Annotated in this window: 30 protein-coding genes and 1 tRNA gene; 13 read left to right on the top strand and 18 right to left on the bottom strand. The window is 62.8% G+C overall.

From position 1 onward, the window contains the following. Positions 1-13 precede the first annotated feature (13 nt). Complete coding sequence (locus tag AVMA1855_RS15405) at positions 14-442, bottom strand: AtuA-related protein (protein WP_284426373.1); 429 nt, start codon at positions 440-442, stop codon at positions 14-16. Between the two features lie 23 nt (positions 443-465). After that, on the bottom strand, positions 466-1,818 hold the full coding sequence (locus AVMA1855_RS15400) for an acyclic terpene utilization AtuA family protein (protein ID WP_284426372.1): 1,353 nt from the start codon (positions 1,816-1,818) through the stop codon (positions 466-468). Between the two features lie 81 nt (positions 1,819-1,899). On the opposite strand from AVMA1855_RS15400, the gene AVMA1855_RS15395 reads away from it, so the two are divergent. Beyond that, positions 1,900-2,802: a LysR family transcriptional regulator gene (locus AVMA1855_RS15395; protein ID WP_284412133.1), complete on the top strand. Its 903-nt coding sequence runs from the start codon at positions 1,900-1,902 to the stop codon at positions 2,800-2,802. 348 nt (positions 2,803-3,150) lie between these two features. Here AVMA1855_RS15395 and AVMA1855_RS15390 read toward each other — a convergent pair whose 3' ends face one another. Continuing rightward, positions 3,151-3,510 carry a hypothetical protein gene (locus tag AVMA1855_RS15390; RefSeq protein WP_284426371.1) on the bottom strand — a complete coding sequence of 120 codons (360 nt, stop codon included), beginning with the start codon at positions 3,508-3,510 and terminating at the stop codon, positions 3,151-3,153. A gap of 154 nt (positions 3,511-3,664) precedes the next feature. Here AVMA1855_RS15390 and AVMA1855_RS15385 point away from each other — a divergent pair, with 154 nt between their 5' ends. From AVMA1855_RS15385 to AVMA1855_RS15370, 4 genes are all read left to right on the top strand, one after another. Further along, positions 3,665-3,976: a hypothetical protein gene (locus AVMA1855_RS15385; protein ID WP_284406272.1), complete on the top strand. Its 312-nt coding sequence runs from the start codon at positions 3,665-3,667 to the stop codon at positions 3,974-3,976. 43 nt (positions 3,977-4,019) lie between these two features. Beyond that, positions 4,020-4,301 (top strand): hypothetical protein, encoded by a 282-nt coding sequence (locus AVMA1855_RS15380; RefSeq protein WP_272568689.1) that lies wholly within the window; start codon positions 4,020-4,022, stop codon positions 4,299-4,301. Between the two features lie 111 nt (positions 4,302-4,412). Then, positions 4,413-4,589, top strand: coding sequence for a DUF3606 domain-containing protein (locus tag AVMA1855_RS15375; RefSeq protein ID WP_284402243.1), 177 nt, complete (start codon positions 4,413-4,415; stop codon positions 4,587-4,589). A gap of 8 nt (positions 4,590-4,597) precedes the next feature. Then, positions 4,598-4,771 (top strand): hypothetical protein, encoded by a 174-nt coding sequence (locus AVMA1855_RS15370; RefSeq protein WP_284406270.1) that lies wholly within the window; start codon positions 4,598-4,600, stop codon positions 4,769-4,771. 425 nt (positions 4,772-5,196) lie between these two features. Here the strand turns inward: AVMA1855_RS15370 and AVMA1855_RS15365 are convergent, their stop codons facing one another. From AVMA1855_RS15365 to tolB, 6 genes are all read right to left on the bottom strand, one after another. Continuing rightward, complete coding sequence (locus AVMA1855_RS15365) at positions 5,197-5,814, bottom strand: DUF4124 domain-containing protein (protein ID WP_284426370.1); 618 nt, start codon at positions 5,812-5,814, stop codon at positions 5,197-5,199. A 221-nt stretch (positions 5,815-6,035) separates the two neighbouring features. Beyond that, positions 6,036-6,111 (bottom strand) — tRNA-Lys (locus tag AVMA1855_RS15360). 69 nt (positions 6,112-6,180) lie between these two features. After that, the gene (locus tag AVMA1855_RS15355; protein ID WP_284426383.1) at positions 6,181-6,960 is read right to left on the bottom strand and encodes a tRNA threonylcarbamoyladenosine dehydratase; all 780 of its coding nucleotides are present in this window, start codon (positions 6,958-6,960) and stop codon (positions 6,181-6,183) included. Positions 6,961-7,007: 47 nt separating this feature from the next. Further along, complete coding sequence (gene ybgF, locus AVMA1855_RS15350) at positions 7,008-7,802, bottom strand: tol-pal system protein YbgF (RefSeq protein ID WP_284426369.1); 795 nt, start codon at positions 7,800-7,802, stop codon at positions 7,008-7,010. Beyond that, on the bottom strand, positions 7,802-8,353 hold the full coding sequence (pal, locus tag AVMA1855_RS15345) for a peptidoglycan-associated lipoprotein Pal (protein WP_284402253.1): 552 nt from the start codon (positions 8,351-8,353) through the stop codon (positions 7,802-7,804). The genes ybgF and pal overlap by 1 nt, the downstream gene beginning before the upstream one ends. Before the next feature lie 47 nt (positions 8,354-8,400). Continuing rightward, a complete protein-coding gene (gene tolB / locus AVMA1855_RS15340) occupies positions 8,401-9,720 on the bottom strand; it encodes a Tol-Pal system beta propeller repeat protein TolB (protein ID WP_272569667.1) in 1,320 nt (439 codons plus the stop codon). Positions 9,721-9,842: 122 nt separating this feature from the next. Here tolB and msbA point away from each other — a divergent pair, with 122 nt between their 5' ends. Then, positions 9,843-11,624, top strand: coding sequence for a lipid A export permease/ATP-binding protein MsbA (gene msbA / locus AVMA1855_RS15335; protein WP_284426368.1), 1,782 nt, complete (start codon positions 9,843-9,845; stop codon positions 11,622-11,624). Positions 11,625-11,672: 48 nt separating this feature from the next. Here the strand turns inward: msbA and AVMA1855_RS15330 are convergent, their stop codons facing one another. From AVMA1855_RS15330 to mltG, 6 genes are read right to left on the bottom strand one after another with little or no spacing between them, the layout of a single operon-like run. After that, positions 11,673-12,353, bottom strand: a complete 681-nt coding sequence (locus tag AVMA1855_RS15330; RefSeq protein WP_284406266.1) for an ankyrin repeat domain-containing protein — start codon at positions 12,351-12,353, stop codon at positions 11,673-11,675. Beyond that, positions 12,350-13,162 carry a TatD family hydrolase gene (locus AVMA1855_RS15325; protein WP_284426367.1) on the bottom strand — a complete coding sequence of 271 codons (813 nt, stop codon included), beginning with the start codon at positions 13,160-13,162 and terminating at the stop codon, positions 12,350-12,352. Before AVMA1855_RS15325 ends, AVMA1855_RS15330 begins: the two co-directional genes overlap by 4 nt. A 60-nt stretch (positions 13,163-13,222) precedes the next feature. Beyond that, positions 13,223-13,582 (bottom strand): PilZ domain-containing protein, encoded by a 360-nt coding sequence (locus AVMA1855_RS15320; protein ID WP_272568678.1) that lies wholly within the window; start codon positions 13,580-13,582, stop codon positions 13,223-13,225. 19 nt (positions 13,583-13,601) lie between these two features. Next, on the bottom strand, positions 13,602-14,609 hold the full coding sequence (locus tag AVMA1855_RS15315) for a DNA polymerase III delta subunit-related protein (RefSeq protein ID WP_284426366.1): 1,008 nt from the start codon (positions 14,607-14,609) through the stop codon (positions 13,602-13,604). Next, positions 14,606-15,286 (bottom strand): dTMP kinase, encoded by a 681-nt coding sequence (gene tmk / locus AVMA1855_RS15310; protein WP_284426382.1) that lies wholly within the window; start codon positions 15,284-15,286, stop codon positions 14,606-14,608. Before tmk ends, AVMA1855_RS15315 begins: the two co-directional genes overlap by 4 nt. Positions 15,287-15,315: 29 nt before the next feature. Beyond that, the gene (gene mltG, locus AVMA1855_RS15305; RefSeq protein ID WP_284426365.1) at positions 15,316-16,317 is read right to left on the bottom strand and encodes an endolytic transglycosylase MltG; all 1,002 of its coding nucleotides are present in this window, start codon (positions 16,315-16,317) and stop codon (positions 15,316-15,318) included. 46 nt (positions 16,318-16,363) lie between these two features. Between mltG and ygfZ the strand changes: the two genes are divergently transcribed. Continuing rightward, positions 16,364-17,281 (top strand): CAF17-like 4Fe-4S cluster assembly/insertion protein YgfZ, encoded by a 918-nt coding sequence (ygfZ, locus tag AVMA1855_RS15300; protein WP_284426364.1) that lies wholly within the window; start codon positions 16,364-16,366, stop codon positions 17,279-17,281. A gap of 70 nt (positions 17,282-17,351) precedes the next feature. On the opposite strand, the gene AVMA1855_RS15295 is transcribed toward ygfZ, so the two are convergent. Continuing rightward, positions 17,352-17,597: a hypothetical protein gene (locus AVMA1855_RS15295; RefSeq protein ID WP_284426363.1), complete on the bottom strand. Its 246-nt coding sequence runs from the start codon at positions 17,595-17,597 to the stop codon at positions 17,352-17,354. A gap of 633 nt (positions 17,598-18,230) precedes the next feature. Between AVMA1855_RS15295 and AVMA1855_RS15290 the strand changes: the two genes are divergently transcribed. From AVMA1855_RS15290 to AVMA1855_RS15270, 5 genes are all read left to right on the top strand, one after another. Continuing rightward, entirely contained in the window at positions 18,231-18,908 is a 678-nt protein-coding gene (locus tag AVMA1855_RS15290; RefSeq protein ID WP_284426362.1) for a hypothetical protein, read from the top strand. Between the two features lie 5 nt (positions 18,909-18,913). Further along, complete coding sequence (locus tag AVMA1855_RS15285; protein ID WP_284426361.1) at positions 18,914-19,537, top strand: RES family NAD+ phosphorylase; 624 nt, start codon at positions 18,914-18,916, stop codon at positions 19,535-19,537. A gap of 33 nt (positions 19,538-19,570) precedes the next feature. Then, a complete protein-coding gene (locus AVMA1855_RS15280) occupies positions 19,571-19,783 on the top strand; it encodes a hypothetical protein (protein ID WP_284426360.1) in 213 nt (70 codons plus the stop codon). Between the two features lie 124 nt (positions 19,784-19,907). Next, positions 19,908-20,231, top strand: coding sequence for a hypothetical protein (locus tag AVMA1855_RS15275; protein WP_284426359.1), 324 nt, complete (start codon positions 19,908-19,910; stop codon positions 20,229-20,231). Next, positions 20,228-20,893 (top strand): relaxase/mobilization nuclease domain-containing protein, encoded by a 666-nt coding sequence (locus tag AVMA1855_RS15270; protein ID WP_284426358.1) that lies wholly within the window; start codon positions 20,228-20,230, stop codon positions 20,891-20,893. Before AVMA1855_RS15275 ends, AVMA1855_RS15270 begins: the two co-directional genes overlap by 4 nt. 98 nt (positions 20,894-20,991) lie before the next feature. Here the strand turns inward: AVMA1855_RS15270 and AVMA1855_RS15265 are convergent, their stop codons facing one another. Next, the gene (locus AVMA1855_RS15265) at positions 20,992-21,456 is read right to left on the bottom strand and encodes a hypothetical protein (protein WP_284426357.1); all 465 of its coding nucleotides are present in this window, start codon (positions 21,454-21,456) and stop codon (positions 20,992-20,994) included. Beyond that, positions 21,453-21,851, bottom strand: a complete 399-nt coding sequence (locus tag AVMA1855_RS15260; protein ID WP_284426356.1) for a hypothetical protein — start codon at positions 21,849-21,851, stop codon at positions 21,453-21,455. The genes AVMA1855_RS15265 and AVMA1855_RS15260 overlap by 4 nt, the downstream gene beginning before the upstream one ends. 46 nt (positions 21,852-21,897) lie before the next feature. Here AVMA1855_RS15260 and AVMA1855_RS15255 point away from each other — a divergent pair, with 46 nt between their 5' ends. Then, positions 21,898-22,158, top strand: a complete 261-nt coding sequence (locus tag AVMA1855_RS15255) for a hypothetical protein (RefSeq protein WP_284426355.1) — start codon at positions 21,898-21,900, stop codon at positions 22,156-22,158.

Here is a 22,158-nt window from a genome sequence, read left to right as displayed (position 1 = left end):
CATTCGAAAGGCGTCACCCGGGCGGTCCCGCCAGGTGCGCGGCCAGGGCGGCAGGCACCTCGACGGGCAGGTCGAGCAGCAGGAATGACAGCGCCTTGCCGTGGCTGTCGAGGTTGAGCGCATCGTTCACGCCGCCGTCCAGCACGTCGTCAATGACGAAGTTCATGGCGTGCAGGTTCGGCAGCAGGTAGCGCGCAACGCGGCTGGGCCGGCGCAGCGCGAACTGGCGCGCCACGGCAGCCTCGGTGACCTGCGCGATCAGCACCTCCCACAGTGCGGGATGCCAGGCGATCACGCTGATGTTGGAGCGGTTGCCTTTGTCGCCCGTGCGGCTGTGAGCGAGGCGGTACAGGGGCACGGTCAAGGGCGCGGCGGTGGCGGAGGTCAAAGCGGACGATGGCGCGGCAGCCGATGCGGGGATCGAAGGGGTGGCGGTGGTCATGGCGGGTTCCTTGGGGCTCGGCGTCAATCCAGCATCACGTGGCCCACGGCCACGGACTCGCGCGGCACCAGGCACGACACCGTGCCCAGGCGTGGTCGCATCGCGGTGCGCACGCCGCCGCCGCCCGCCGGGCCGCAGCAGTACAGGGCCGTCACCTCGCGCACCAGGCGCTGGGCACTGGCGTGCTCCCGGTGCTGCAGCGCCACGCGCAGGCGCACATCGCGGGCATCGCCGGCCGCAGCCGCGTCCCGCCAGTGCCCGGCGTCGTCGCCGAACACGCTGGTCACCCCGATCAGGTCGATGCGCAACGGCGCGACGCCGGCCAGGCGCTCGCGCAGGACCTCGCCCGCCAGCCGCGCGCGCGCTTCGGCACGGGCCCCGGCATAGGAAATCTCGCCCTCGGCGAACCAGCCTGATTCAAAGCAAACATTCACCTTGAGCGACGGCGGCCGCGCATGGCCGCTCACCCCTTCCAGCCGCACACGGTCGGTGCCGGCCGGCAGCACACGCGCGGTGGTGATGTCGGCCACCACATCGGGCGTGAGGTAGGCGGCCGGGTCGTGCAGCTCGTACAACAGCTGCTCCTTCACCGTGCGCTCGTCGATGCGCCCGCCTGTGCCCGTGGGCTTGGCGATGGTGCAGTGGCCATCGGCGTCGATCTCGGCGATGGGGTAGCCCAGTTGCGCCATGCCCGGCACGTCCTTGTAGCCCGGGTCGGCGAAATACCCGCCGGTGACCTGCGAGCCGCATTCCAGCAGATGCCCGGCCATGGTGGCGCGCGCCAGCCGGTCCCAGTCGTCCGAGGCCCAGCCGAAGTGCGCCAGGGCCGGCCCCAGAACCAGTGAGGGGTCCGCCACGCGGCCGCACACCACGATGTCGGCGCCTGCGCGCAGCGCGTCGGCGATCGGCTGCGCGCCGATGTAAGCATTGGCGCTCACGATGGGGTCGGTGGGCAGGGCCGCGCCCAGCGCCTGGGCCAGCACGGCACGGTGCCCGCCCCCGCTCAGGTCGTCGCCCTGCACCACGGCGATGCGGGGGCGGCGCGCGCCCAGCGCTTGGGCCAATTGCTGGATGCGGTGCGCGGCACCCAGCGGATTGGCCGCGCCGAAATTGCTCACGATGCGAATGCCATGCTGCAGGCACTGCGCCAGCACGGGGCGCAGCAGGTCGTCGAGCAGCGGCTCGTAGCCGGCATCCGGATCGGCACGTCGCGCCAGTTGGGCCAGGGCCAGGGTGCGCTCGGCCAGGGTTTCGAAAATCAGTACCGCAGGCTGGCCGCTGTCGATGAGGGCCTGCACCACGGGTGCGGCGGCATCGGTGCGGTCGCCCGAGAAGCCGGCGGCGCAGCCGACCAGCAGGTTTTTTGGGGGGGCCATGGTTGTCTCCTGCCGGCCAATGTAGGCCCCGCGCGTTATTCTGTGAAATAGATAATCAGGATCAATTCATCCAAATCTTCAATGAATATCTCCACACGGCAGATCGATGCCTTTCTCGCCCTGGCCGGCCAGCGCAGCTTCACGCGGGCGGCTGCGCACTGCCACCTGTCGCAGCCCGCCTTCAGCGCCCTCATCCGCACGCTGGAAGATGCGATGGGACTGCGGTTGTTCGACCGCAGCACGCGCCATGTTGCCCTGACGGCGGAAGGTGAGGATTTTCTGGAGTCCGCGCGCCGCATCCGGGCCGAAGTCGACAACGCCTTCGCTGCGGTGCACGACACCGCCACGCTGCGCCGGGGGCGCGTGGCGATCGCCCTGCTGCCCTCGCTCGCGGCGGGCTGGCTGCCCGGCGTGCTGGCGGCGTATCGCGCGGCCCATCCCGGCATCGAACTGGACATCGCCGACGTGCTGTCGGAACCCTGCATCGAGCGGGTGGCCACGGGCAAGGCCGATTTTGCGTTGGCCGCCATCCGGGCCGATACGCCGGAACTGCAGGCCGAGCCGTTCAGCAGCGACGGCTTTCACCTGGTGTGCCGCGCCGACCATCCGCTCGCGCGTCGCCGGCGCCATGGCGGCAAGGTCGTTGCGCTGCAACCCGCCGACCTGGCAGCATTCCCGTTCGTGCATCTGGCGCGAACCAGCAGCGTGCGCCAGTACCTGGAGGCAGCGTTGCACCCGCAGGCGATGAACACGCTCATGGAAGTGGAACAGCTCGCCACCGTGATGGGCATGGTGCGCGCGGGCCTGGGCATCAGCGTGGTGCCCACCCTCACGCTGTTCCACTTCGACCAACCCGGGCTGGTGACGCGGCCGCTGGCATTGCCAGGGCTGACACGCCAGATCTACCTGGTGCGGCGCCGGGACCGCAGCCTGTCGGTCGCAGCCCAGGCGATGTATTCCCTGGTCATGGAACACCGGCCTTGAGCGCCATCAGGCGCTACTTTTTTCATAGCAAATCATGGCGTGGATAAAGCGGTAAAGGCCGATCGGGCTCAAGACTTGCACTCGGCTGCTGCCCTCGCCGTACCGGCTCAGTGGTGAGGCGGCGGCTCCTGCACGGGCGGCCCATCGCCTCCGGGGGGGTCTTCGAAGGGGGGCACAGGCGTCCAGGCGGGCTGGGGCGGCGTATCCAGCGGAGGCTGCGGGGTGGTCGGGGTCGGAATGGGGATGGAGGACGCGTGCATCGATGGCCTTTCAAGGGACGGTGAAACGTGGGGGTCGGCGGGGCCGCTGCAGCGGGCGAAACAGGCGCCTGGCGGCATGCGGCAAGCCCTATTCCGTCTTCTTTCGGTCATCGAGCTCGCCGATCAGCGCCGCCCCCTGGCGTGAGGACAACCGGGGCTCCTTGTGCGCATCGCCCCCGTAGTCCAGACCCAGGCCGCGTGCCGAGCCGGAGGCATCGACGGCGGCGATCGGGCCGGTGGGATGCTCATGCACCGCGTCTTCCGGCGAGCGGTTGGCGTACGTGGATTCGTCACCGCTGGCTCCGAAGCGCCGGGGACCTTCGCCATCGCCGGGGTTCTCGCCGTCCACTTCGCCACGGCCGCGCGCGTCGTCGCGCATTCCATAGAGGTTGAAATGGCCCTGATCGCGCTGGCGATCCTGCTCGGGCGTCAATTTGTCGTGTGCCATTTTTTTCGCTCCTGAAAAGGAAGCTGCCAGCGTATGCCGCACATGGCCGGGCAGGTGTAGGACCAGCGCTTCCAAGGGTCGGGCACTAAAAACCCGGATGAAAGTTGCGTCAAAATACTGTAAATTCATACAGCATCAACCCAAGGAGCACGCCATGGAAACGGAAGAACTCACCTACACGGTCACCCTGCGCGACTATCCGGAAAACCTGCCCGAACGCGAGCGCACCAACGCGGAACGCCGCTATGCCAAGGCGATGGAAAAGGCCTTCGGCTCCGCCGCTCAGGTCGCCGCGGCACTGGACACGCTGCGCAGCCTGGAAGAGTCGCCGCCCGAAGTGGTGCCACCCGCCGATCTCGCCTTGCTGCGGCAATGGGGCAAAGCCAGTACCGCGGCGCGCCAAGCCGCGTTCCAGGGTTTGGGCGAGGCGGAAAGCGCGTACTTCGACGTCCATCTGGCGGGATGAACCGGCGTTGTTGCCCATCCTTTCCCCACCCATTCCCACACCCATGGGCTTCGACCAAATCGCCATCGCGTTGCTGGGCGCCGCCGCGGCGTGGCTCTCTCAATCGCGCCACGAGGAACGACGGCGCTGGGCCTGCATCTTCGGCATGCTGGGCCAGCCCTTCTGGTTCTATGCCAGCTGGACGGCGGGCCAATGGGGCATCTTCGCCGTCAGCGTCCTCTACATGGGGGCGTGGCTTCGCGGCCTGTGGATCCATTGGCTGACCGCCCGCGAGGCACCACAGGGCATTGGTACCATTCAACTGACCCCGCAACGCAGGCCTTGACCGCCGCCCATGGCCATCGGGGTCTATGGCATTGTCCTGCGGCAATCGTCCTACGCGAAGCCCGGGAGCGGCAGACCTAGCATGGCGCTCTCATTCCATCAGGAGCCACGCATGTCGGACGACGCCACGAAAACTGCGCAAGACCGCAAGCTCATCAGCCTGGCCGAGGACTATGAGGTGCGCGACTGGGCCCGGTCTCTGAATTGCACCGAGGAAGAGTTGCGCATCGCGGTGAAAGCCGTGGGCAATTCTGCGCAAGCGGTGCGTTCCTATCTGGCGAATCGGTAGGTGACACCATGTGGGAAGAACCGGTTGGAAAATTGGCGGATCTCCGGCAAGTGTGCATGCCGGATGCGCCGGATGATGTGCAGGGTGCCAATCCCGCGCTGCTGCCGCAGCAGGTACATCAGGCACACGAGGCCCGCGTGCAAATGAGCCATTCGGACGCGCCATCACGCCAATTTTCTTGAGGGCTCGGTGTGGCAGTAACTGGACTGGCAAGGGTAGATCGACACTCGGCAAGCACGCGGCTTTTGCGCATCGGTGCCGTGCGCCGTCGAGGGGAACCTGCCATTTTGCACCAATCCACCACTTTCCATGCAGTGGGACAACATGGAGGCCAACAGCGCCTAATATTGACCTGTCGACACTCCCTGTCGACACCTCCCTTTCTTGCTCTTGAGCAAGTTTCAGCCCGCCTTGTGCGGGCTGCCTTTTTTGTGCCGCCGCTTTCATTCGCACCGTGGCGATTCGATGCGCGAACGATTCACTTCAAGGCCAAAGGAAAGCGCTTAATGCGATCGCACCCGCACTCATGCAGGGCATCGCAAACGCCGTGCAATGAATGGTCAACCGGCGTGGCGCCCCCCCCTCCGTCAAACCGGACGACGCATCTTCATTGGCATGTCCAGGCCATGCCGGCCCCGGTACACGTCTGTCCATCCGGCGCCGTCAGCACACCGTTCCCGCTTCGGCCATAAGCGGCACCCCGATCGTCGTAGCAGAACTTGGTGTCGCAGTGCGTCATGACGATCTGCCGGATCACAGGGGGTGGTGGTTCCTGAATGAGCGGTGTCTGCGTACCGCATGAGGCATTCACTCCGCTGATCGCGGCGTTCATGCGTGAACGCTTTTCTGCACCAGACAGGGTGCGGATACTGGAGACGAACTCCAACTCCTTTTGCGCGGCACGGCACTCGGCGGTGGGCTGCGTTTGCGCCATGACAGTCGGCGCTGGTGAAGTCGTTGGAGTGGGACGGCGTTGCGCGCCCTGTTCGGCGCGCTGCTGTTGCGCCTTCAGCTGATGGGCCCGAGCCGCCTCCGCCCGTTCCTGCTGCAACACTTCCGCCGTTTTACGCTGTTCGATCTGTGCACCCGCCTGGCCTGCCTGGCAGGGCTGATCGGAATACGTGAGCTTGCCTGTGGCATCTGCGCACCGATGAACCTGCGCTGTACTCGATAGCGTCCAGCCGCACAGCACCATGGTCACCATGGCGAGTCCCTTGGTATTCATATATGACCTCCGTGCCGAGACTCTAGCAGGCGAAACGCAGCAACGTCGCGCACTAAAGGCTGAGTTCAGCACGACATTGCAACAGCAGGTTCGAGCGCGAAACGCGCAGTTTCAGTAGCCGCTATAAAGCGCACTGGTCGCCCGCTGCAGAAGAAAGCACATCACGGCCACACAAAGCAAAAAGCGCTGCAACTGGAACAGCTGCAGCGCTTCGCATGATCTGGTGGGACGTGCGGGGGTCGAACCCACGACAAACGGATTAAAAGTCCGCTGCTCTACCAACTGAGCTAACGTCCCAACCTTTGCCACATCGGCCTGGAACCCATGCAGCAAAGCCTCGGATTATAGCGTCTTTTCTATGTGGATCTACCGCTTTGGCACGGTTGCCAGCATGTCCAAGACCCATCCGGCAGCGCATTGGCCAAACGTGGCGGTCACCGCCACCACCGAGCCATAGCCATGGCAATTGAGTGAACCGTCACCATCGCCCGCGATATCACAGGACGCATGGGGAGGTGCCACCGCTTCCCGGCTGAACACGCACTGGACACCGATGCGGCGCCCTTCTTTCGCAGCACCATAGTGTTTGCGCAGCCGGTAACGCATCTGGGCGAGCAGCGGATCGTGCGTGGTGTTGGACAGATCGTCGATATCCACCTTGTGCGCCAGCCGTTTGCCGCCTGCAGCACCCACCACCACCAGCCGATGCTTACCGCGAATCGCCCAGTCAGCGATCAGCGCCTTGGTCTTGACCTGGTCGCAGGCGTCCACCACCGCATCGACTCCATGCGGCAACAAGGCCGGCCAGTTGTCGGCATCCGCAAACTCCTCGATGCACGTCACCTGGCACTCTGGATTGATCTGGCCAATGCGGTCTCGCATGGCTTCGACCTTGGCCTGGCCCACCGTGCTGGAAAGGGCATGGATTTGGCGGTTGATATTGGACTCCGCCACCTGATCCAGGTCGATCAACGTGAGGTGCCCGATACCGCTGCGCGCCAGCGCTTCCGCAGTCCAGGAACCCACGCCGCCAATGCCCACCACGGCCACATGCGCGTTGCGAATGCGCGCGGCGCCGTCCACGCCATACAGCCGCTCCAGGCCGCCGAAGCGGCGCTGGAGATCGGCGGTGCCGGCATCCTGCATCGCGTGGGCCAGCGAATGGGGTTTTGCCGAAGGCTCTACCGCGCCGCTCACTTCAGGCGCGACAAGCGTTCTTTGGCCGCTCCAGCCGCTTCGGACTGGGGATAGACGCGGATCAGATCTTCCAGCGTCTTGCGGGCGGCGCGAGTATCCTTCAACTCGATCTGGCAGTTGGCGATCGACAACGCGGCCTCCGGGGCACGCGCATGGTCAGGTGCAGCAGCCAGCAAGGCCTTGAAGTTGTTGATGGCTTCCTTGTAATCGCGCGTAGCGTATTGGGCATTGCCCAGCCAGAACCTGGCGGAAGGCGCATAGCCGCTGCGGGGGTATTGCTTCAGGAAATTTCCGAATGCGCTCACGGCATCCGGAAACTTGCCAGTACGAAAGACCGCCAATGCCGCATCGAAATCCCGCTTTTCGGCGGGGTCGGCCTGGAACTCCTGACCATCCATCGTGACCTTGGCAGGTTCGAACTGGCGCAGCCGTTCGTCAACGCCTTGGACGATGTCTTTCTGACGGCGCTGCAACTCCGAGACATCCCGCAGCAGCTGCTCGTTCTGCCCACGCAGATTGGCCTGCTCGGTCCGCAGGGTTTCGATCTGCGTTTGCAGATCGAGCAGGCTTCGGCGCATCTGGGAAGTCTCGTCGCCAGAGCGGCGAAGATCGTCACCCGCACGCTGGTTGGCCTGTTGCAGCGTGTCCACACGCTGGCGCAATTCCAGAATGGCGCGGCGTGCTTCTTCATCCTCGAACAGCGCGGCGTGGCTTGCCGGAGCGAAAGCCGCCGACAGGGCCAAGGCCAGCAGGGCAAGTGCCTTGCGGGGAACAACCATCTGCGCGCTCATCAACGGTAAGACAGCTCAACGCGGCGATTCTGGGCGTACACGTCTTCCGTGCTGCCCTGTGCCGCAGGCTTTTCCTTGCCGAAGCTCACGGCTTCCATTTGCGCTTCCGACACGCCGAGCAAGGCGAGCGAACGGCGCACCGCTTCTGCGCGCTTTTGGCCAAGGGCCAAGTTGTATTCACGGCCGCCACGCTCGTCGGTATGGCCTTCGATCATGACCTTGCGGTTCTGGCCTGCCTTGATAAAACGGGCATGCTGCTCGATCAGCGACTGGAACTCCGGCTTGACCGCATAGCTGTCATAGTCGAAGTACACGATGCGGCTCACGCCGACCGGGCCCGCGCCGTCGCGCGCCGACTGGCTCAGGTCCACGGGAGCGACGCCGCTTTGCGAAGCGCCGTTCGGGTTGGCGCCGGCATTGCCTGGCATCGTCGACGTGGCGCCCTTGTCCTCGACAGGCACGTCTTCCAGCTTTACGCCTGAGCTGCAGCCAGCAACGATGGCTGCAGCGATGAAGATGGCGGAAATGCGTTTGAAGGGAAAGCGGTTCATTGAAATACTCCTCAAGTCCAAATGATCAAAAAATCGAAAGATGACGGTCACTGTTTTTGGAACGGGCCCCAGTCGGGCTCGCGGATATCACCGCCCTGCCCGGCCAAGCGGGCCTTGATCTTGCCGTCCAGCGTGGTCGTCATGAGCGCTTCACGGCCTTGTTGCTGCGTCGCGTAGACGATCAGGCGGCTGTTGGGCGCAAAGCTGGGGTTTTCATCCGCAGTGGTGTCGGTCACGGCCGTGGCCGTACCCGTCGCCAGATCCATGACGTGCAGCTTGAACGCACCGCCGATGCGCGAGACGTAAGCCAACCACTTGCCGTCAGGGCTGATGCTGGGGGAAATGTTGTACGAGCCAGTGAACGTCACACGCTCGGCATTGCCGCCCGAAGCGCCGACCTTGTAGATCTGCGGTGCGCCGCCCCGATCGCTGACGAAGTAGATGCTCCGGCCATCGCTCGAGAACATGGGCTCGGTATCGATGCCGGTGCTCTGCATGAGCCGACGCGGCTCGCCGCCATTGGCATCGATGGTGTAAAGCTGCGAGCCACCGTCACGGCTCAGGGTTACGGCGAGCGTACGGCCGTCGGGAGACCATGCGGGCGCACTGTTGGAGCCCCTGAAGTTGGCGATCAGGCGGCGCCGGCCTGAGGCCACATCGTGTACATAGACGACCGGCTTGCGCGACTCGAAAGACACATAGGCCAATTGCCCACCGCTGGGAGACCAGGCCGGCGAAATGATGGGTTCCGGGCTGGACAACGCCGATTGCGCGTTCTCTCCGTCCGCATCGGCCACCCAGAGGCTGTAGCGCGGGCCGGACTTGGTGACATACGCGATGCGGGTCGAGAACACCCCGCGCTGGCCCGTGAGCTTTTCGTAGATGAAATCAGCGATGCGGTGGGCCACCAGACGCAGGTCGCCCTGCGTGACCACGAAGCTCTGGCCACCGAGGTCCTGACCGCGCACCACGTCCCACAGGCGAAAGCGGATGTCGAAGCGACCATCGGGCAAGCGCGTGATGCTGCCGGTCGTGAGCGATTCCGCCCCCTTTTGTTTCCACAGGGCGACGTCGGGGCGCGACGTTTCGTCGAGCGCCGGTCCGGAAGAATCGACCGCCCGGAACTGGCCACTGCGCTCAAGGTCGGCCTGGATGATGGCCGAGATCTTTTGCGGGGACTGCGCCTCGCCACGGAACGGCGAGATCGCAAAGGGAAGCTGGGTCAAACCCACGCCGGTGATCTCGACCCTGAATTGGGCCAGTGCGGGCAGTGCGGAGGAAGAAACCAGCGCGGTGATAGCGTGCCGGCGAGAGAGGTGCGGCAGGGCCGCAGCGAGAATGGAGGATGGATTTCGGTCAATAGTCATTGGCAGCCATCGGATACCGAGCAAATGCCGGTGGACAGACCGTGGATGTTACACACTGGTGGGATACCCCTGTGACAAACTGTGCGAGGTTTGGATGCGGTCCTACGTAGAATCCGCGCCTCATGCACGCCCCAGACCCCCGCCCCCTTCCGGCTTCCGAGCAAACCGCCCGCCTCACCTTGGCGGCCAGGCTCCGGCGGCTTTCCGTTTACTTCGGCAACCAGCGCTCCGCATGGACCCTCGCCGTGCTGGCCACGCTGGTCGGAGCGGTCACCGAGCCCCTCATTCCCGCCCTGCTCAAGCCCTTGCTCGACCAGGGATTCACCGAAGGCTCCTTGAAACTCTGGATGGTCCCGCTGGCCATCATGGGTGTGTTTCTGGTACGGGGATTGGCGCAGTTCGCGGGTCAATACGCTCTCGCCCGCATTGCCAACGAAGGCATGATGAAGCTGCGCGAGGCGCTCTTCGACCGCCTGCTCGCAGCCGAAATGGCCCTGTTCACGCGGCAGTCGGCCAGCACCCTGTCCAACACCGTGGTGTACGAAGTGCAGACCGGTGCCACGCTGCTCGTGCAGGCGCTGATGGGGCTGTCTCGCGACGGATTCACCCTGATTGCGCTGCTGGGTTACCTGCTCTACCTCAATTGGCAGCTCACGCTCATCGTCGCCATCGTGGTGCCGGGCGTGGCCTGGATCATGAAGACGCTGTCCCGGCGGCTTTATCGCATCACCAAAAGCAGCCAGGAAGCGACCGACCAGTTGGCCTATGTGGTGGAAGAAAACGTGCTGGCCCATCGCATGGTTCGGCTGCACGGAGCACAACCCAGCCAATCGCGGCGCTTCGGTGTTCTGAGCCAGAGCCTGCGCCGGCTGGCCATCAAGGCCACCATCGCCTCGGCGGCGATGACCCCCCTCACCCAATTGCTCGCCGCTGCTGCCCTGTCGGGCGTTATTTGCGTGGCGCTCTGGCAAAGCCATGCCAGCGGCGACCGCGATGTGACCGTGGGCGGCTTTGCGGCATTCATCACCGCGATGCTCATGCTAATCGCGCCGATCCGCCGCCTGGCGGACGTGGCCAATCCCGTAACCCGGGGAGTCGCGGCCCTCGAACGCGGATTGGCCCTGCTGGGGGACACCCGGGCAGAGGGCGGAGGCAACCACGCGCCCGCGCGCACCTCGGGAGCCATTACCCTGGAAGACGTCACCGTGGCGTTCGGCGAAGAGCAGGCCATGGCCCTGGACCGTGTGAACCTGACCGTGCACCCCGGAGAAACCGTGGCGCTCGTAGGCCCGTCCGGCGCCGGCAAAACCACTTTGGTAAACCTGTTGCCCCGCTTCATCGCGCCGAGCGCCGGCCAGGTCCTCCTGGATGGCCAGCCCGTGTCGCACTGGAACCTGCAAGCCCTGCGGTCGCAATTTGCCATGGTCAGCCAGGACGTGGTGATGTTCAACGACACGGTGGCAGCCAACGTGGCGTTGGGCGGCGAAATCGATGAGCAGCGCGTGCAGGACTGTCTGGCCGCCGCGAACCTGGCCGAGCATGTGGCGGCCCTGCCTTGCGGCATGCACACCGTGGTGGGCCACAACGCGACGCAGCTGTCGGGCGGGCAACGCCAGCGCCTGGCCATCGCCCGAGCGCTTTACAAGGATGCGCCGATCCTCATCCTGGACGAAGCCACATCGGCACTGGATACCGAATCAGAGCGTCTGGTGCAAGACGCGCTGCAGCGCCTCATGCAGGGGCGTACCACGCTCGTGATCGCTCACCGCCTGTCCACCATCGAGCATGCCGACCGGGTGGTGGTGATGGAGCGGGGACGCATTGCCGAACAAGGCACGCACGCCGAATTGATCGCCCAAGGCGGCCTCTACGCCCGACTCCAGGCCCGCCCTGCGGGGCACTGACCCTCCGCTGTGCTCGAGGCCTGACCGAAGGCGAAACGCTCCGCCGCCCTACCACTGTCCGCGGCGGGGTTGCCGCCGGCGCACGGCCTCTGCCACAAGTTCCTCCATGTCCTTGCGGTCGGCACGCCGCGCGAAGTCAGCGGCACCCAGACCGATCTGATTGCGCAGCGTGGGGTCCGCTCCTTCGTCCAGCAGCAGCTTGGCCACGTCGGCCGTGCCGTAGCTCACTGCCATCATCAAGGGCGTGGTGCCATTGGGCGACGCCGCGTCGATGTAAGCATGGTTTTCCAACAGCAGCGTGGTGATGGCCGCTTGCTGCGGCGTGGTGCCGGAGGCTGCATAGTGCAGAGGCGTCCACCCCGTCTTGTTGACATCGGCATCCTTGGCAATGAGCGCGCGAGCCGCCTCGACATTGCCCTTGATCGCGGCCAGCATCAACGGGCTTTCATCCTTGACGTTCCGCTCTTCCACCTTGATGCCTTTGGCCGCCATCAGCGCCGCGAAGGCGCGCATGGAGCCTTCTTTCAACGCAAGCGTGAGCGCGACCTCGCCCTTCGGATTGCGCGTATTCGGATCGAATCCCCGGCGTACCAGCGAGTTGATGCCGGAGTCGTCATCGCGCAGCACGGCGGTAAAGAAATCCTCGTACGCACCGGCGTGGGCGCATGCGCCGCACAGCGCCGCGGCGGCCAAAGCGAGGGAAGCGAGCACTCGGCGACGAACCATCATGATGGGTTGGCTCCAGAAAAGAACAGTGTGTCGAAATTGCGGCTCGTGGCCAGCGCCACCTCCTGCACGGGCATCCCTCTGACGTCGGCCAGTTGCTGCGCCACGAAGGGAACGTAGGACGGGTTGTTGGTCTTGCCACGGTAGGGCACCGGCGCAAGGTAGGGGCTGTCCGTTTCGATGAGCATCCGGTCCAAGGGCACGAAAGCCGCCACATCCCGCAAATGCTGAGCGCTCTTGAACGTCACGATGCCGGAAAACGAAATGTAGTAGCCCAGATCGAGGGCTGCGCGAGCCACTTCGGCGGTCTCGGTGAAACAGTGGAACACCCCGCCCGCACGGTTACCGACTCCGTTCTCGCCCTCTTCGCGCAGGATGGCCAGGGTATCGTCCGAGGCGCTTCTCGTGTGGATGACCAAGGGCTTGCCGCATGCGCGGGCAGCACGGATGTGCGTTCGGAAACGATCACGCTGCCATTCCAGATCGGCGATGCTGCGTCCCCCCTTGCGGTCTTCCATGCCGTAGTAATCGAGGCCGGTCTCGCCGATGGCAATCACCCTCGGCAAGGCAGCACGATCGAGCAGATCCTGCTCGGAAGGTTCGGCAACGCCCTCGTTGTCGGGATGCACGCCCACACTGCTCCAGAAGTTGTCGTAGGCCATGGCCAGCCCATGCACATCGGAGAACTCCTCCAGGGTGGTGCAGATGCAGAGCGCACGATCCACGCTGGCATCGGCCATGGCCTGGCGAATGGCTGGCAGTTGGGAGACCAAATCCGGAAAGGTGAGATGGCAGTGGGAATCTGTGAACATGCGCAATCCAAACAAAAATGCCGACCGGCAGTCGGTCGGCATGGCAACGGCGCCGGGCGCTCAGAGGGTCTGCGTCGGCCGATCCGATCCCAGGCTGGTCCCCAGCAACTCTTCGATCTTGAGCTTGAGAATGCGGGATTTTTCGTCCCTCGGAAACTGAATGCCGACACCCTGTGTCCGATTCCCGGCCGCCCGAGCGGGGGTCACCCAGGCCACTCGCCCCGCGACCGGATAACGCTGCGTGTCTTCCGGCAAAGTCAGCAGCACGTAGACATCATCGCCCAGCTTGTATTCGCGCTGCGTGGGTACGAAGATGCCGCCTTCGGCGAACAAGGGGATGTAGGCTGCATACAGAGCCGCCTTCTCCTTGATGGCCAGCTGCATGACGCTGGGACGGGGCGCGGTAGAGGGGCTGCTCATGGTCTTGGGGACGTCTTCTTCAATGGCGCGAGTGTAGGGTGTTTCGCGCCTGGGCAACAAGCGCTTCCAGCATGAGCCCCGCATTGAAGGGGTGATCGGCGGTACGTGCCTCTTTTGCCAAAGCCTTCGCCCAGCGGCTCAATGGCCCGAGGCCCGGCGGCGTCGGTAGGTCCGCCACTGCAAAGTAGCGTGGCGCCGCGCCGACCCGGCACGCCATCAGGTCATGGCAAAGTTTCTGCAACGCGTCCACCGCCTGGGCAGGAGACGCATCGGCCAACACCGTGACATCACCCCTGGCGACCGCCTTGGGCAGTTGCGACCACGATTGCGGGCTGCGCCCGGCACGGGCCAAGCTCAGTGCGTCATCGGGACGACCACCACACGCCCGCAAAAATGCGCTGGCGGCTTCGGATTCCAAACCTTGATGAACCAGCCAATTCACCATGTCGGATTCGGTGGGCCATTGCATCGTGTGCCCCAGGCAGCGGCTTCGGATGGTGGGCAGCAATTGGTGCGCCGCCTCGGTGGCCAGCACAAATCGCACGTCGCCTGCCGGCTCCTCCAGCGTCTTGAGCAACGCATTGGCCGTGACGTTGTTCATCTGCTCAGCGGGGTACACGAGCACAGCCTTGCCACGCCCGCGGGCAGAAGTACGCTGCGCGAACTGCACGGCGTCCCGCATGGCATCCACTCGGATCTCGCGGCTGGCCTTGCGCTTCTTGTCGTCGATTTCAGACTGCGCCTTCTCCGGCAATGGCCAGCCGCGCTCCATCATCTGCGTTTCGGGCATGAGTACGCAAAGATCCGCATGCGTTCTCACCTCGACCGCATGGCAACTGCCGCAGTGACCACATGCGCCATCTTTTGTGGGCGTATCGCACAACCAGGCCCGTACCAATTCCATGGCCAACGCGTATTGACCTAGTCCGGAGGGGCCACTCAGCAGCCACGCATGACCCCGCTGCGCCAGCAGCGTCTGGCGTTGTGCGGCGATCCACGGGGCGGCGATCAATGAAGGATGGCTCATGGTGCACCAGCGACAACGTCTGAAGGGCCCGCCTGCAGCCAGCCTCGCTGAACAAGCGAGCCCGTCAATTGCGACCACACCGCATCCCGGGGCTGTCCTGCGTCCAGGCGCACGAAGCGCTGCGGCGCCGCCAAGGCGCGCTCGGCATAACCCTGCCGCACCCGGCCAAAAAACTCAGCAGGCTGCGATTCGAAGCGATCGGGAGCACGTGCATCGGCCAGGCGTGCAGCGGCCATCTCCGGAGGAAGATCGAACCAGATCGTCAGATCAGGATCGCGCATTTTTTCAGGCTCCAGCACAATACCTGATTGAGTGATGCGCTCCAAAATAGATAGCACCTTCGCATCGAAGCCGCGTCCGCCGCCCTGATACGCGAAAGTGGCATCCGTGAAGCGGTCGCACAGCACCACCTCGCCCCTTGCCAATGCAGGCTCGATCACGCAGCGCAGGTGGTCGCGGCGACCCGCGAACACCAGCAGCGACTCCGTGAGAGCGTCCATGGCGTCATTCAGCAAAAGCGCGCGAATCTTTTCCGCCAGCGGCGTGCCACCGGGTTCCCGGGTGACCGTGACGGTCTCGCCCTGGCGCCGAAAGGCAGCAGCCAAGGTGTCGATGTGCGATGACTTGCCCGCACCGTCGATGCCTTCGAATGTGATAAACCGGCCCGCGGGCTCCATGGTGGACTTTCTGCCGTGTTGGGGCATGGTCAAGGCTGCCCCCGCTGGTAGCGGTTGACGGCACGGTTGTGCTCATCGAGGGTCGGGCTGAACTGGCTGGTCCCGTCGCCTCGGGCTACGAAATACAAGGCGTTGGTCTTCTCGGGCTGGACTGCAGCGATGAGCGAGGCTTTGCCCGGCATCGCGATGGGCGTCGGGGGGAGGCCGGGACGGGTGTAGGTGTTCCAGGGCGTGTCCGCAAGCAGGTCACGCCGGCGCAGATTGCCGTCGAATTTTTCACCCAGACCGTAAATCACGGAGGGATCGGTTTGAAGCAGCATGCCCGCCTTCAATCGGTTGCTGAAGACGCCCGCGATCTGTGCGCGGTCGGAAGAACGGCCCGTTTCCTTTTCCACGATGCTCGCCAGGGTGAGGGCTTCGTCGGCGCTTCGCAAAGGCGTGTCCGACGCACGCTGCGCCCACGCCGCCTCCAGGCGCCGGTCCATGGCATGCATCGCCCGGCGAAGCACGGACAAATCGCTGCTGCCTTTGGCATAGGTGTAGGTATCGGGGAAAAAGCGGCCCTCCGCCGGCACGCCCGGGCGCTCGAGGCGCGCCATGATGGCGTCGTCAGCGAGGCCTTTGGTATCTGGCTTCAACTGGTCTTCCCGCGCCAGCGCCTGGCGGACCTGCCGAAAGGTCCATCCCTCTACCAGGGTGACGGCGCGCAGAGCCTCTTCCCCACGCACGAGTTTTTGCAGCAACTCGCGTGGGGTGGTGCCTGGCGGAATTTCGTAGTTCCCGGCTTTGATCAGGCGATCCTGGCCGGACAAGCGAAACCAGGCGTAGAGCAGACGGGGATCGGAGTCGACACCGGCAGCGACCACATCACGCGCGACACCGCGGGGCGTGGTGCCCGGCTCGATCGCCAACTCCAGCGGTTGCGCGGAGGACACGCCGCTGCGAACGGGCATGGGCTGGTGCAACCACCACACCGCTGCCGCAGTCGCGGAGCAAACAATGACTAGCAACAACGCGAAAAAACGACGCACAACCTTGGCAGCCTGTAGGGAAGGAACCGGGCATCATAATTCAGCCATGACTTATCCCTTGAATGGCATAGCCCCCCTGCCCCACCTCGGCGTGATTCGCGTGGAAGGGGAAGATGCAGCGAAATTCCTGCATGGCCAGCTCACCCAGGATTTCGCGCTGCTGGGCATGGATCAGGCCCGATTGGCCGCATTCCTTACCGCCAAGGGACGGGTGCAGGCCAGCTTCATCGGCTTCAAGCGCAGCGCCACGGAAGTGCTGTTGATTTGCAGTGGCGACTTGCTCGCTCCCACGCTCAAACGGCTGTCCATGTTCGTGCTGCGTGCCAAGGCCCGGTTGAGCGATGCCACGGCAGATTTCGCCCTGTATGGCTTGGCAGGGGATGCGGTGACCGCGCTGACAGCGGGTGAGCCACCCTTACCGTGGTCCAAAGCCGATCGGGACGTTGCCACTGTGGTGCATCTGTATCCGGCAGTGGGTCAGCCGCGCGCACTGTGGGTGGCACCGTCCACCGCACCTGCGCCGGTCGGGAATTTTCTCGCGCCCGGATTGTGGGAGTGGAGCGAAGTCCAGAGCGGCGTGACAACCCTGACAGCGCCCCTAGTGGATTTGTTCGTGCCTCAAATGTTGAACTACGAATCCATCGGGGGCGTGAATTTCAAGAAGGGCTGCTATCCCGGCCAGGAGATCGTGGCTCGCAGTCAATTCCGTGGCACGTTGAAACGACGCACGTATCTCGCCCACGCAGCCCAACCCATTGCCGTCGGATTGGAGGTGTTCGCCGCCAGCGACAGCGAACAACCTTGCGGTGTGGTGGTGCAAACAGCAGCGTCTCCAGATGGAGGCGTGGATGCCCTGGTGTCCCTCCAAATCGCCTCCACAGGCGAATCGCTGCGCGCAGGCGGCGCTGAGGGAGTGCCCCTTGCGTTAGGCACGCTGCCTTATGCTTTGCTGGAAGACATCTGAACTGAAGAACCTGCATGAAGATTCGTGCAGGCCTCTTGCATGCTTGATTTCGCCCCTTTGGCGAGCTAAATCACTTTCTCGTAGCACTTTCCACTTGCGGTTCATCCGGCTTGCGCGCACCGGAAGCAAAATCGGAGAGTGCGACCATGGCTTCGTCGCGGTTAGGCCAATGGCCATCGGGTAGAGGCAAGTTATGGCCGTCTACCTGGATCTGTGCGAAGTAGTAACGCCCTGCCTTGCTCAGGCACAACTCGGCCGTGTAAGTGGCTCCGTCGGCCACCCCAAAAACTGTCTCTTGCGCGTGCTTCTCATGCATTTCCAGCCCTTTCAGAATTTCCCCATTCTGCTCAGGTGACCTCACTGTTCTTGTAGGCGGCTTGGCCTTGTACAAGGCCAAGACGTGAACAATTCATGATCTAACTGAAATTGGTAAACACCACGCGCATAAGAAAAAAGCGCTGCAATCTTTCGATTGCAGCGCTTTTGATGACTTGGGGTGGCTGATGGGGCTCACAGCCCACGACACTAACCAATTGATTTTCAAAGACTTTTTTGGCGACGCGGTGGAATTCGACGAAAAAACGTGACACCTACTCGTGACACCGTCACGGAATTTGGGACACCTGTTCCTCTGGCCTTGATGATTATGGCAGTTCATCACCAAGCACAACATCCGCCCAAGATTGCCAGCCGACCTTTTTAAGGCCCCTGCGCAGGGCTCGCACTCGGATCAGCTTCCTGGCCCACAGAGCGACCCCAGGATGTCGGGTCGGTTCGAAGCAATTCAGCGGACAAACCTAGCCGGCCAGCGATATCTCGACACCACCAACCCGACCGAGTAATGCAGCTCGCTCCTTATGAGCGGTCCTGAGCAACTGGATTACTCAGACGACATGGTTGACACATTTGACGAAGTTCGCTATATTGAAAACTCGAAAAGGAGTTGCCCATGCCTACCACCGCCCGAGCTCTTGCCAAGAGAAAGATCGATATTCCTGCATTTGTCGACCACATTCGTGAGGTCAACAAGGAGGCTGCTCGCATCTTCAACGCGCCTTTGGGTAACGACAAGGGTGCAAAGTTGTACTTTGGCCAAGATCTGGCGAATGTTTTGGACGAGTTGGAGCAAACCATCAAAGTCTTGCGCGTGGCGACCGTCAGCGCTCCTTCGGCATCCAGCCGGATGCAGACATCCGAAGTTCGCAAACCTGCTGCCAAAGCTGCAACCCAACAGAATGATGCTCGAGATGCCTTGGTTCTGGATACTACCGAAGCCATGATTGACAAGGGGCAGTTGCTGACGCCCGTCGAATTCCAGAAGTTGATGGGCTGGGCCACCAGACAGGCGGTTTGGAAGGCTGCGGAAAGCAATCGCGTCTTCTATCTCACATACAAATCGGAGCGTTACTTCCCCGCGTTCTACGGTGATCCGAGCTACGACCGCAAGCACCTGGAAGCTGTGACCAAAGTGCTGGGTGACCTGCCAGGAGGCTCCAAGCTGCAGTTTTTCCTGACACGCAAGGGATCCCTGGGCGGAGACACACCGCTGCAGGCTCTGGCCGCCGGCCGCGTTGCCAAGGTTAAGGATGTCGCCGCCGCCTTCGCTGAAGTACCGACGGAGGCCTGAGTTTCATGCCGCTTCAACCACCAGCCACGGACTTCTCTGACCTCCCCCTGCACACCAAGGAAGTCTCGGTCACGTCGCTCAAGCGAGTCGGCCGACGCAACAGCGGTGAACCTTACTTCGGTCGACACGCCGCCTACCGCTTCGATGACCCTGACAAACAGTTCGGGACCTGCTATTGCGGCCAGCAGTTAGACACGGCCATCGCAGAAACCATCCTGCACGATGAGATCCCGGAGAAGGGGGAGTTCAAAATTCGGCAGGAAGAGATCGACACGCGCTATCTGGTGACCTTTGCGGCTGGCACTGATAACGGCACGCTGAAGCTCGCAGACCTTACGGGACAACATCTCAAGCGCCTTGGCGGCGACAACAGCCTGTCGGCCGAACATCCCTACGACATGACCCAACGATGGAGCGTTGCCGTCTATGCACATCCTGAGGCCGTGGATGGTTTCATCTTCATCTCCAAACAACTTAACGACAAACGAGCCATCGTTGTGTTCGACAGGGCAAAAGCGAAGTTTGGCGCCCCCACCTACACCCCCCTGGCCAAGGCCTCCGGACTGACTCAAGCCAAGAACCGGCTGGGCATCGTGAGTATCGGCACCGGGGCTGCCGCCAGCTCCTGAGCTTTGTCCGGCTTGTGGTTGGCGATCAGGTCCATGCATGCCGTCAACACCGCACGACAAACGCGGTATCACAACGCCCAGGCAGAAAACTTCGGCTTCTGCGCGCTGGCGTTCGTCACCGCCTGCCATGCAGCATATGGTGTGCTGCTCCCACTCCAAAGCCAAGCCGCCACGTTACACGAGGCAGCGGTAGTTGCGCAAGAACTGGGCGGCTCTCGGTTTGTGGAATTCATCAAGGATGATTAGTGGAGTATGGAATACAAGAGATAGATGTCAGATGTTCAATAGAAAACCAGCGACCAATCCCAAAGAGCGATCTGTCAGGATCGTGTCCGGTCGCCGTGCGGCAGGTGCAACAACGCCTACCAGCGTGAGCCTGACTTTGGAGGAAAAGTCTGCTTTGACGGCGCTGGCCAAGAAGCGAAACGTGAGCCTGTCGCATCTGCTCCGGGCCATGGCACAGAAGGCCTTGGCCGAGGACGGGTCAATCCCGCCCACCGTCGGCATCGTGGATGGCATTTACCCTGCAACGATCCACGACGACGTGGTCACGCTCTCAAACCTGGTAATCGCACTCGGCTTCGTCGTCGAGACCCTGGATGGATATGCGTCGCGCAATCGAAAACTCGAAGCCCGTGCGCAGCTCAAAGACGTTTTGGAACAGCTGCAAAAAATAACTGGCCGGCCACGATGATGATCAAGGTCATGTCATATACGGCAATGGAGCCGCAACGACCAGGCGATTTGGCGCGTCTCATTCGTTACATGCTTGATGCCAAGGTCGGAGCGCCCGAAGTGGATGCAATTCTCAGGCTGGCAGGGCCTCCGTTCGTGCGCCGTTTGGTACAGCGCACCCTCCCCTGGGGGACAGACAGCCGGCTGTCTGCGGATGATCTAGCTCACCAAATGTTTCAACACATAAGGGCGGGGTGCCAAGGCCAAGAACTGCCCAGACATGTCTATTCGCACGTGGTGCTGAGCTTTTCTCCTCGGCTCAGCAGAAGGGCTGCTCTGGATTCCAAAGTTCGGCCCGGCCTAGGAAGGCATTCCGTCTACGCCAAAGCCCTACGCATCGCGCTGGACGCGCTTGAGAACCTCGGCGTGGGCGAACACTTCCCTTTGATTGCCGTGCTGCATGGAGATCGCAGCCATCTCCACAGCCATGTCGTCGTCGCGCACCATGTGGCCGGCTCGCCACCATGCCGTATTCATGCCCGCAATCCGTCGACCTTGCGATCCATTGCCCGAAATCTCGCACAGGTCCATGGTTTACCCATGGCATCTTCGACGCTCGGCAAGAAGCACAAGGCCTTGTTGCATGCAACGCGTAATCGTGACTCGCACAGAACCGTGTAACTGTACCGGTGTATTACACATGTAATACACCCGGACGGCAGGAAGATTCCGCGCAGCGCGCCGCGATCAAGCTCGCGCGATCATGGGCATCGAGCAGATCACCTCTTGGCCAGCCCCAGGCCAATCTCGCCAATCGCTTCGATCGCGTACTTCTTCGCCAACGCAGCACGTGCGACGTCCTGTGCCCGTCGGATACGTTCGTTGAGGTACTCATCAACTGAGGTCGCTGGCAGCGCCAGCACGTAGTCGCATGCGGCTGGGAAGCCTTGCAGGTTGCGGGCCACGTGACCGGACATGTCGTACCCAACGAAGAAATCGATGGCCGCTGTGCATGACATTTCATCAGCGCCGATCTTGTCGAGGACACCATACACTTCGTCCTCATACCCGCGCATGTGCAGCACGAGCAATGCTAGGTCCAGGCCCTGTCCGCTAGCGGCCACACCGATGCCGCTGGGGCTGGTGGCCCACAGTTCGAAACGCGCCTTTGGGTCGCGCGGTACCTCAGGGTCTAGTAGTTCGTGAGGCTCAAGCGGGCGCCAAGTTGACGAATTCCACGTCATTTCAAGTTCTCGATGATTTCACGTGCTGCTCGTTTCGCGCGCACGGACAGCGCCAGATCTCTCGACCGAACGATCCGATCCGCCAGCTCAGGCACGCCATTGATGGGCATCTGGATCACGTAGAAAAGTAGGTCATCTGTGCACAGCTCAAGCAGTGCAATCAAGCGCTGGTGCATGTCGTAAAAGATCAGCAGCTCAACTAAAACCCGTTGATTGACTTGGTAATCCCGTAGGCCTTCAAGCGTTCCCACAACGGCCGCCCGGCACTGTTGAACGTGCAGCATCAGTAGAGCGGCTGTGATCGAGAAGCGCGGCACTTCGACTAAATTTAGCAGCGGTGTCGGCAGTTGGATGCTCACCCGATCGTCAACCAGCTCAATTTGTTCTGCGCTCAAGTGTCTCTCTGTGTACATCCCGTAATAGTAAAAACCACCCAAGCAAATGTCCAAGGAATATCACATCCTGGACAGACTCAGTGGATATGCCGCCACAGCCTTTTTTGCAGGCTGGGAGATTTATGGAGTCGGCTCGCCCGCTGACACCTTCAGAATTGACGTCACGCAGGCCTGCGCTTTGGACGCAGGCAAATTCATCTGTCAATTACCGTGCTTTTCGCTTGCCGCTTTTGAAGGACGTCAAGAAGAGTCGCCATTGCCTCCCAGTGGGAAGACCAGCCCATTTACGCCAGAACTGAAGCGATAG

The sequence above is a fragment of the Acidovorax sp. SUPP1855 genome (assembly GCF_030158955.1).
GTDB lineage: Bacteria > Pseudomonadota > Gammaproteobacteria > Burkholderiales > Burkholderiaceae_C > Paracidovorax.
Note: the sequence above shows the minus strand (reverse complement) of the source record. Positions and strands in the feature narration are given on the sequence as shown.